Here is an 8,371-nt window from a genome sequence, read left to right on the forward strand (position 1 = left end):
GCTGAAAGCATCAGCCTTATTATTGTCCATATACATATTACTTGTTAAGATTTGCAATTATCAGTGCAATATCATTTCCTGTTACTCCACTTATTCTTGAAGCCTCACCAATAGACATTGGTCTTATCTCTTCAAGTCCAGATTTTGCAATGTTAGACACACCTTTTATAGATGCAAAATCAAAGTCAGCAGGGATTTTTAACTCTTCAAGCTTTTTAAATTTCTCTATCTGTTCATTCTCTCTTTTTATAAAAATATCATATTTTATAATTGTCTCAATTTGATTTTTAATAAATTCTGGATAATCATTTATTTCAGTTACTTCAGCAAGTGAGTCATAAGTTACCTCTTTAACTTTTAGAAGTTCACTTATTTTGATACCTTTAGCAAATTTTTGAGTAGAACCAAGTTTTTCAAGTAGTGCATTTGCTTTTACCATTGGCACACTTATATCTTTTAATCTTGCTGTTTCAGAATTTACTATATCAATTGCATTTTTAAGGTAATCAAGTTTTTCCTGAGATAAGATTCCTATCTCTTTTGCCTTGTTATAAAGTCTCATAAATGCATTGTCAAATCTAAGTGTAAGTCTATACTCAGAACGTGATGGAAGTGCTCTATATGGTTCTGGAGTCTTCTTGTGGATAATATCATCTATTAGTACTCCAATATATCCTTCACTTCTGTCAATAAGTACAGGTTCTTTTCCATCAAGTTTTCTTGCAGCATTTACCCCTGCCATAAATCCCTGACATGCAGCTTCCTCATAACCAGATGTACCATTTATCTGACCTGCACAGAATAGTCCTGATATTTTCTTGCTCTCAAGACTTGGATATAGTTGAGATGCTGGTGCATAGTCATATTCAACAGCATAACCATGTCTCATTATCTTAGCATTTTCAAGTCCAGCTATTGTCTTAAGCATAGCTTCCTGAGCAAATGGTGGCATAGCTGTAGTAAGTCCATTTACATATACTTCCTGAGAATCTAATGATTCAAGTTCCAAAAATATTTGATGGTTTGTCTTTTCAGGGAAGTTTATTACCTTTCTGTCAAGTGATGGACAGTGTCTGGGACCGTGAGTTTCTATTATTCCACTTACAATTGGAGAGTATTTAAGCATCTCTTTTGCCACTTCTATTGTCTTAGGTGTAGTATGTGTAAGCCATGTAGGTACTACACTATTTTTCTCTTTATGTGTAAATATTGAGAAGTATCTTGGATGCTCCTCACCTTTTAATTCTTCCATTTTAGAAAAATCGATTGTTCTCTTATCAAGTCTTGGTGGTGTAGCTGTCTGGTATCTTTCAATGTGAATTCCATGGGCTCTCAATGAATCTGAAAGTTTTTCAGCAGATTCCTCTCCCTGTCTACCAGCAGAGTATGCCACATCTCCTATTACTATTTTACCCTTTAAGAATGTTCCTGTTGCAAGTACTACTGCATCTGCAAAGTAAGATATTCCAAGTCTTGTTCTTATCCCTTTAATCTTACCATCATCTACTAAAATCTCTTCAACACAGTCCTGAATCATATATAGATGGTCAGTGTGCTCAAGTTTTCTTCTCATTTTAGTTCTGTATAGATATTTGTCAGCTTGTCCTCTAGTTATTCTTGCAGCTGGTCCCTTACTCTCATTTAAGTGTTTTAATTGAAGATTATACTCATCTGTATGTCTTCCCATCTCTCCACCTAATATATCCATCTCAGCTACAAGATTGCTCTTACCAGGACCTCCGATAGAAGGATTGCAAGACATCATAGCTATTGTATCCAGATATAGAGTGAATATAGCTGTTTCTTTTCCAAGTCTTGCTGCGGCTAAGGCTGCTTCTACTCCAGCATGTCCTCCACCTACAACTATAACATCATAAATTTTTTTCATTATTTCCTCCTAATAAATTAAGAAAGAGGACTTCACAAGACTTTAGTCCGTTCCATCCTCATTTGACTACTTTCCAACACAGAAATTGCTAAATATGTGATCCAAAAGATCTTCACTTGATATCTCTCCAGTTACCTCTGATAGAGAATCCAAGGCACCTTTAATATCTACAGCTAGTAGATCCATTGGGAGTCCAAGGTTGATTGTCTCAAACATATTCTCTACATATTGTTTAGTCTTTTCCAGAGCAGATTTGTGTCTCACATTGGTGATAGTTATCTTTTGCGAACTATCTTCTATACTTCCATCAACTATATGGTTGTAGATCTCATCTTCCATAGCATCTATTCCAAGATTTTCTTTGGCAGATATCTCTATCCATTTTGTAACTTTAGTAAGTTTTGATATGTCTGCTTTTCTCTCCATATCAATTTTATTTATTATTCCAATTACCTTATCAGCTTTTATTGCATCGTGGATTTCAAAATCCTCATCTTCAAGTTCTCTTGACGAGTCTACAACAAAAAGTATAAGGTCAGCTTTATCAATCATCTTTTTAGATTTTTCAACACCGATATTTTCAACAATATCATCAGTATTTCTGATTCCAGCTGTGTCAACTAAAACAAGGGGAATACCTTTTAAATTTACAACTTCTTCAATAACGTCACGAGTTGTCCCTGGAACATGGGTTACAATGGCCCTATCTTCCTTTAAAACAGAGTTTAGAAGACTTGACTTACCCACATTAGGCTTACCTACTATGGCAGTCTTAATTCCCTCTTTAATCATCTTACCCTTGTCATAAGATTTTATAAGTCTATCAGTTGTACTTATTACCTCTTCAAGATTTCCTACAAGATTTGCAGGTAATGGGTCATCAATACCCTCTTCTGGATAATCTAATACAACATTTATATGAGCAGCAACATCAAGTACAAGTTTTTTAAGATGTTCTATCTGCTCTTTCAGATCCCCTCTCAATTGATTTAGAGAAAGTGATACTGATTTTTCAGTTTTTCCATGTATAATATCAATAATAGCTTCTGCCTGAGTTAGGTCTATTCTTCCATTTAAGAATGCCCTTCTTGTAAACTCTCCAGGCTCTGAAAGTCTAGCTCCATATTTTAGAACTGTCTCAAGAATCTTCTCTGTTACAACAAGACCTCCATGGCAGTTTATCTCAATAATATCCTCTTTTGTATAAGTTTTTGGAGCCTTCATTACTGATACCATAACCTCATCTATCATGGTATCCCCATCATAGATATGCCCATAGTTTATGCTGAAGTTTCTAAGTTCAGATACTTTTTTACCAGAGATAGGTCTAAAGATTTTCTCAGCTATCTCTATAGCACTGTCTCCAGAAATTCTCACTATTCCTATTCCACCCTCTCCACGAGGAGTAGATATAGCCGCTATAGTATCAAAAAGCATAAGTGCCTCCTATTTCTTTTTCTTTATAACAATATATCTCTTAGGGTCTCTTCCTTCACTGAAAGTATCAAGTTCAGGATATCTGTTAATAACTTCATGAATAGTTTTTCTCTCTCTAGGTGGCATTGGATTTAATCTTACAGTTTTACCTGTTCTTAGAGCTTTTTCAGCCATTTTCTTACCAAGATCTCTTAAAGTAGCAGTTCTCTTAGCTTTAAATCCTTCTACATCCACTTCCATTCTATACTCTTTCATTAGAGAGTTTAATAGATATTCAAAACTATTTAAAGTTTTTCCTTTTTTACCGATAATGATACCGTTATCTTCACCTGATAACTCTATCAGATAATTTCTGTCTTTAACATGTGTAACCTCTATTTCAAGGTTAAGTCCTATATATTCTAAAAGTTCAGAAGCTTTTGCACGAATAGCGTCACAAGCATCAGTAGTATCAACTTGTGCTCTTTCTGCTTTTGGCTCCTCTATTTTTTTAGGAGCTTTATCTTCTTTCACTTCTTTGTTTTCTTTTCTCTTTGGTTTTTCTTCTCTTTTATCTTCTCTAAACTTTTCTTCTCTATGCTCTTTTTTTACAGTTTCTCTTCTCTCAACCTTTTTCTCTTCTCTTTTTTCCTCTTTTACTTGAGATTTTACTTCAGGTTTAGCCTCATTTTTAAGAGATTTATCTATCTCAATCTCATAAATTCCCTGTTTGTTAAAAAGCCCTAAAAAAGATCTGCTTTTTTGTTTTTCTAGAACTTTTACAATATGCTCAGGAGTTGCTTCTGTAATATTTAATGCTCTAGTTATAGCTTCCTCCTGGCTCATAGCTTTAATCTCTATAACTTTACTCATTTATACTAATCTCCTTTTTTCATAATCAGGTATTGTTGCACTACCATAGCAACACTTGAAGCTAACCAATAAACTTGTAGTCCTGCTGGCATCTTATATGAAATAAATACCATCATTAAAGGGAACATATACATCATATTTTTCATTTGAGGGTTACTAGATGATCCCATTAGTTTTTGTTGTAAAAATGAAACTACCCCGTTAAGAATAGGTAAAATATAATAAGGATCAGGTTTTACAAGTTCTAACCATAAGAAAGTAGATCCAGGTGGAACTGTTGCAGGGTCTCTTAATACTCCAAACAATGCCCATAAAATAGGTAATTGAATAAGTAGTGGAAGACATCCTCCAGCTGGGTTAACTTTGTTTTCCTTGTATAACTCCATAGTTTTCTGATTCATCATTTGAGAATCGTTTTTATATTTTTCCTTTATCTTTTCAAGTTCAGGTTGAAGTTTTTTCATATTCTTCATAGATTTATCCTGTTTTAAAGTTAAAGGTAATAATACAATTCTTATAACAATAGTAGCAAGAATGATAGCTACTCCGAAGTTTCCTGTTAAATTATGCATAGTACTCAGCAAAGTCGATATAACTGCCTTTAGTAATCCGTAAATATAGCTCATGAATCCTCCTAATTTTTCTTTTTCTTCTCTTTCTTTTCAGGTACAGGGTCATATCCCCCCGGATGTAAAGGATGACACTTCAAGATTCTTTTTATTCCCAAAAATACCCCTTTAACAACTCCAAATCGTTCTATTGCCTCATAAGTGTAAGCAGAACATGTAGGATAAAACCTACAGTTTTTTCCTAAGAATATAGATATATACTTTTGATAAAACCTTATTAATAAAAGTATAATTGTTTTCATATTTCTTCCTACTTAAATATCTTAGCACTACTAAGTACTCTATTCAGATCTTTTTCCATATCCTGATACTTCAAAGTTTTAAATTTTTCCCCAGCAGTTTTTTTCGCTACAAAAATAATATCATATCCATCTTTAATAAATTTTTCTTTGTTTCGATAATATTCTCTGAATAGTCTTTTCAGTCTATTCCTACAAACGGCATTTCCTGTTTTTTTACTTACCACAAATCCGCATCTTTTTAAATTATTATCATTCCTTTTAAAAAAAATAAGAGAGTAATAACCAAAACTTTTCCGTCCCGAATTGTAGATTATTTGAAACTCTCTGTCTTTTTTCAAATTATTCATGATTAGATTTCTCCCAATAATTTTCATATAACTAGAAGGTTTGCAAAAACCCGGTGATTTGTAACACCGGGTTCTATGCTGATAATACTTTTCTACCTCTAGCTCTTCTTCTTTTTAATACTTTTCTACCATTTTTAGTAGCCATTCTAGCTCTGAACCCGTGGTCTTTTTTTCTTTTTGCCTTATTTGGTTGGTATGTTCTTTTCATCCTTTTTCACCTCCGAAAAAAAATCTATATTTCAGATAAAAATTTTATAGTATTTTTGTCATTTTGTCAAGTATTAATTCTATTTTCCTATTATTTTATAAAGAAAAAAACAAAAAAAATAAAAAAATTACAAACTGAAACCCTTAGTTGTATTTTTGTAATATTGTTATAATGTTTAATGTACAGACCAAAGTATAAAAATCACAAAAAGAAATCCCTTATAATATAAAGGATAGAAAAAATTTCTATTAAAAAACTTATTAATGTTTATATACATATGCATAACACCATAATATATTATGGTGTAAAAGGATTTTCCTAGATAAGACCTTAATAAAATCAATGCTTATCTCACTATAAAATTATTTTTGATGGTATACATATTATATAACACAATAGAATCAATGTAAATAGCAAATTAAAAAAAATGAAATCCAGTTATATTGGGATTTAGAGAAAAAATAAATTATTAATGTCTATATACATATCCCATAACTTGCATATCTATTGGATTAAGAGTAAATTATTAATGTTCATATACATATCTAACACATAGTTTTATTGAGATGATATTTTATTTGCCTAATATTAGGTTATTAATGTCCATATACATATGTCTAAACTATTGATTTTACTTAGGTTTAGTTAAAATTAAGAGATAAAATCAAGGGAATAAAATTTTAAAATACTGAAAATTGGCTATTTAGTGCAGTTTCCATGATTTTATACAAATTATTATTGTCAATATACATTTATTGTGGTATATTATTGTTGGTATACATATTTATTTTATTATTAAATTTGGCAGATTTTTCTATTTGATTGATCTGTCTAATTTTATCATATGGATATATTTTATTGTTTTTGTTTTTAAAAATAAAGGAGAATTTTATGAAAAAAGGAGAGCATACTGGAAATGAGATAGACAGCTTTAATATCACTAAAACAGGTTCCCTGGTAGATGATATTCATAACATTGATATGAAACTTACCAGATCACCTGAGATTGAAGTAAAACAGGTTCCTGAAATAGAGGTCAAAGAGGTCATAATAAAGGAGACTGGTAACTTTTTAAATCTTAAGGACAATATAATAAACATTCCTGTTGAAATGATAGTTTTTCCTTTTTTTACTCCACAGAAGCAGAATAAAAAGGTAAACTTCCAATACTCCTTCCAGGATTTAGGAGTTACAATGTCATGTACATTGATTGCAAAGGATATAAATGATAAGGTATTCCAGCCATCTATATTTGAAGAGAAGATATATACATATCTGATATCAATGTATGAGATAAAAAAAGAACTGAATAACACTGACGATTATATAGAGTTTGAGATTTCAGACTTTATAGTTAACTTCCTTGGAAATAAGATGAACAGAACTTATTATACCAAGGTTGAGCAGGCTCTTAAGAATATGAAAAATACTGAGTATCAGTTTGTAGTTTCAAATCACACAAAACTTGGAAATTACAAATTTGAAGATGAGGAGTTTAAACTTCTTACTTATCAGAAACTAGAGCGTGGAAGACGTAAATTCTATAGAGTCACTCTGAATAAAAATATCAGACAGAAGATTAAAGATAAGAGATATATAAAATATAATTCAAGATCTCTTTTAGAGATTTTAACTAAGGATCCAATTGCTGGAAGAATTTATAAATACATAAGTAAGATAAGATATGACAAGGAATTTGATACAATAAACCTTCGTACATTAGCAGCAATTATCCCACTTAAAACTGAACAGATTACAGAGAGAGTAAACAAAAGTGGAGAGGTTAAAATATACACACTGTCAAGAATAAAACAGGTCTTGAAAAGAGTGTGCAAAGCCTTTGATATCTTGGTTGAAATGGGATATATAATAAAATATTCATCTAAGTATAAAAAAGATGAAGATACATATTATATTGATTATATTTTCAACAAAGAAAAAGATGGAGAGTGCCATGTATCATCATATATTGAGATGAAAAGCTCTCAGGGATACACTGGTAAAAAGCAGCCTGATCTTAAAGATGCTGAAGTGATAGATATAATTGATGATGAAAAACCAAAAGCACCAGCTAAGAGCAAGAAAAAAGATGATGATTTTGAGTTTCCTGATTCTATCTTAGATGCTATTAAAAAGGCTAAGAGAAATATCTATGTTTCTAAAGCATGGGATAAGAGAACAGATACTAAAATTAAAAAGATTTTTATTGAAGAGGGAGAGGAAAAAGCTAAAGAGGTACTTGGAATCCTATATCTTTTAAAAGATTATATAAAGACAACTTTAGTTCAATATATAAATGGAGTTTTAAAGAATCTCTCACAAAAGGATAAAAACGGTAGTAAACAGAATCTCACTTTATTTGGCAATGTAGTTAAGGGTAAAGGATTAAAGAGCAAAAATCGTATAAATAGAGCTCGTAAGGCAAGCAAAAGAACTGTTCTTAACAACATAAGTGAGATTATAGATGAAAAAGAGGTACCAAAGGATATTTTAGAAGAGTTTGAAACTTTTGATGAATATGAAAAATTAAAAATAGAGGAGAGAGCTCTTAAGATATGTGCAGAGGAAAATGGTGCCAATGTTGATTTCCTTCTTATTATGAAAACAGAAGCTAGAAAGATGTATATAGATTCATTAAAACCTTTCATTGGTAGGGTTTTGGAAGAGATGAAAAATGAAAAATAGATAATTTATTATTGAACGTATACATATTAAATAAGATAAAAAGGGTTGTGCAAATCTATAAAATTTAGATTTGTAACAACCCT

At 31.3% G+C, this 8,371-nt stretch carries 8 protein-coding genes; 1 reads left to right on the forward strand and 7 read right to left on the reverse strand.

Features of this window, described 5'->3' with window-relative positions; translation table 11 throughout:
* Positions 1–37: 37 nt before the first annotated feature.
* The 7 genes from mnmG to rpmH form a co-directional block, all read right to left on the reverse strand.
* Entirely contained in the window at positions 38–1,888 is a 1,851-nt protein-coding gene (gene mnmG, locus IX290_RS10575; RefSeq protein WP_211493156.1) for a tRNA uridine-5-carboxymethylaminomethyl(34) synthesis enzyme MnmG, read from the reverse strand.
* Between the two features lie 66 nt (positions 1,889–1,954).
* The gene (gene mnmE / locus IX290_RS10580; protein WP_211493157.1) at positions 1,955–3,325 is read right to left on the reverse strand and encodes a tRNA uridine-5-carboxymethylaminomethyl(34) synthesis GTPase MnmE; all 1,371 of its coding nucleotides are present in this window, start codon (positions 3,323–3,325) and stop codon (positions 1,955–1,957) included.
* Positions 3,326–3,334: 9 nt separating this feature from the next.
* The gene (locus tag IX290_RS10585) at positions 3,335–4,177 is read right to left on the reverse strand and encodes a R3H domain-containing nucleic acid-binding protein (protein WP_211493158.1); all 843 of its coding nucleotides are present in this window, start codon (positions 4,175–4,177) and stop codon (positions 3,335–3,337) included.
* A 5-nt stretch (positions 4,178–4,182) separates the two neighbouring features.
* Positions 4,183–4,803 (reverse strand): YidC/Oxa1 family membrane protein insertase, encoded by a 621-nt coding sequence (locus IX290_RS10590; protein WP_211493159.1) that lies wholly within the window; start codon positions 4,801–4,803, stop codon positions 4,183–4,185.
* An 8-nt stretch (positions 4,804–4,811) separates the two neighbouring features.
* On the reverse strand, positions 4,812–5,048 hold the full coding sequence (yidD, locus tag IX290_RS10595; protein WP_211493160.1) for a membrane protein insertion efficiency factor YidD: 237 nt from the start codon (positions 5,046–5,048) through the stop codon (positions 4,812–4,814).
* Positions 5,049–5,056: 8 nt separating this feature from the next.
* On the reverse strand, positions 5,057–5,395 hold the full coding sequence (rnpA, locus tag IX290_RS10600) for a ribonuclease P protein component (RefSeq protein ID WP_211493161.1): 339 nt from the start codon (positions 5,393–5,395) through the stop codon (positions 5,057–5,059).
* Between the two features lie 73 nt (positions 5,396–5,468).
* On the reverse strand, positions 5,469–5,603 hold the full coding sequence (gene rpmH, locus IX290_RS10605; RefSeq protein ID WP_005886225.1) for a 50S ribosomal protein L34: 135 nt from the start codon (positions 5,601–5,603) through the stop codon (positions 5,469–5,471).
* An 891-nt stretch (positions 5,604–6,494) separates the two neighbouring features.
* Here rpmH and IX290_RS10610 point away from each other — a divergent pair.
* The gene (locus IX290_RS10610) at positions 6,495–8,288 is read left to right on the forward strand and encodes a replication initiator protein A (RefSeq protein WP_211493162.1); all 1,794 of its coding nucleotides are present in this window, start codon (positions 6,495–6,497) and stop codon (positions 8,286–8,288) included.
* The last annotated feature ends 83 nt before the right edge of the window (positions 8,289–8,371 follow it).

Origin of the sequence: Fusobacterium sp. DD2, assembly GCF_018205345.1 — a bacterium.
Classification (GTDB): Bacteria; Fusobacteriota; Fusobacteriia; order Fusobacteriales; family Fusobacteriaceae; genus Fusobacterium_A.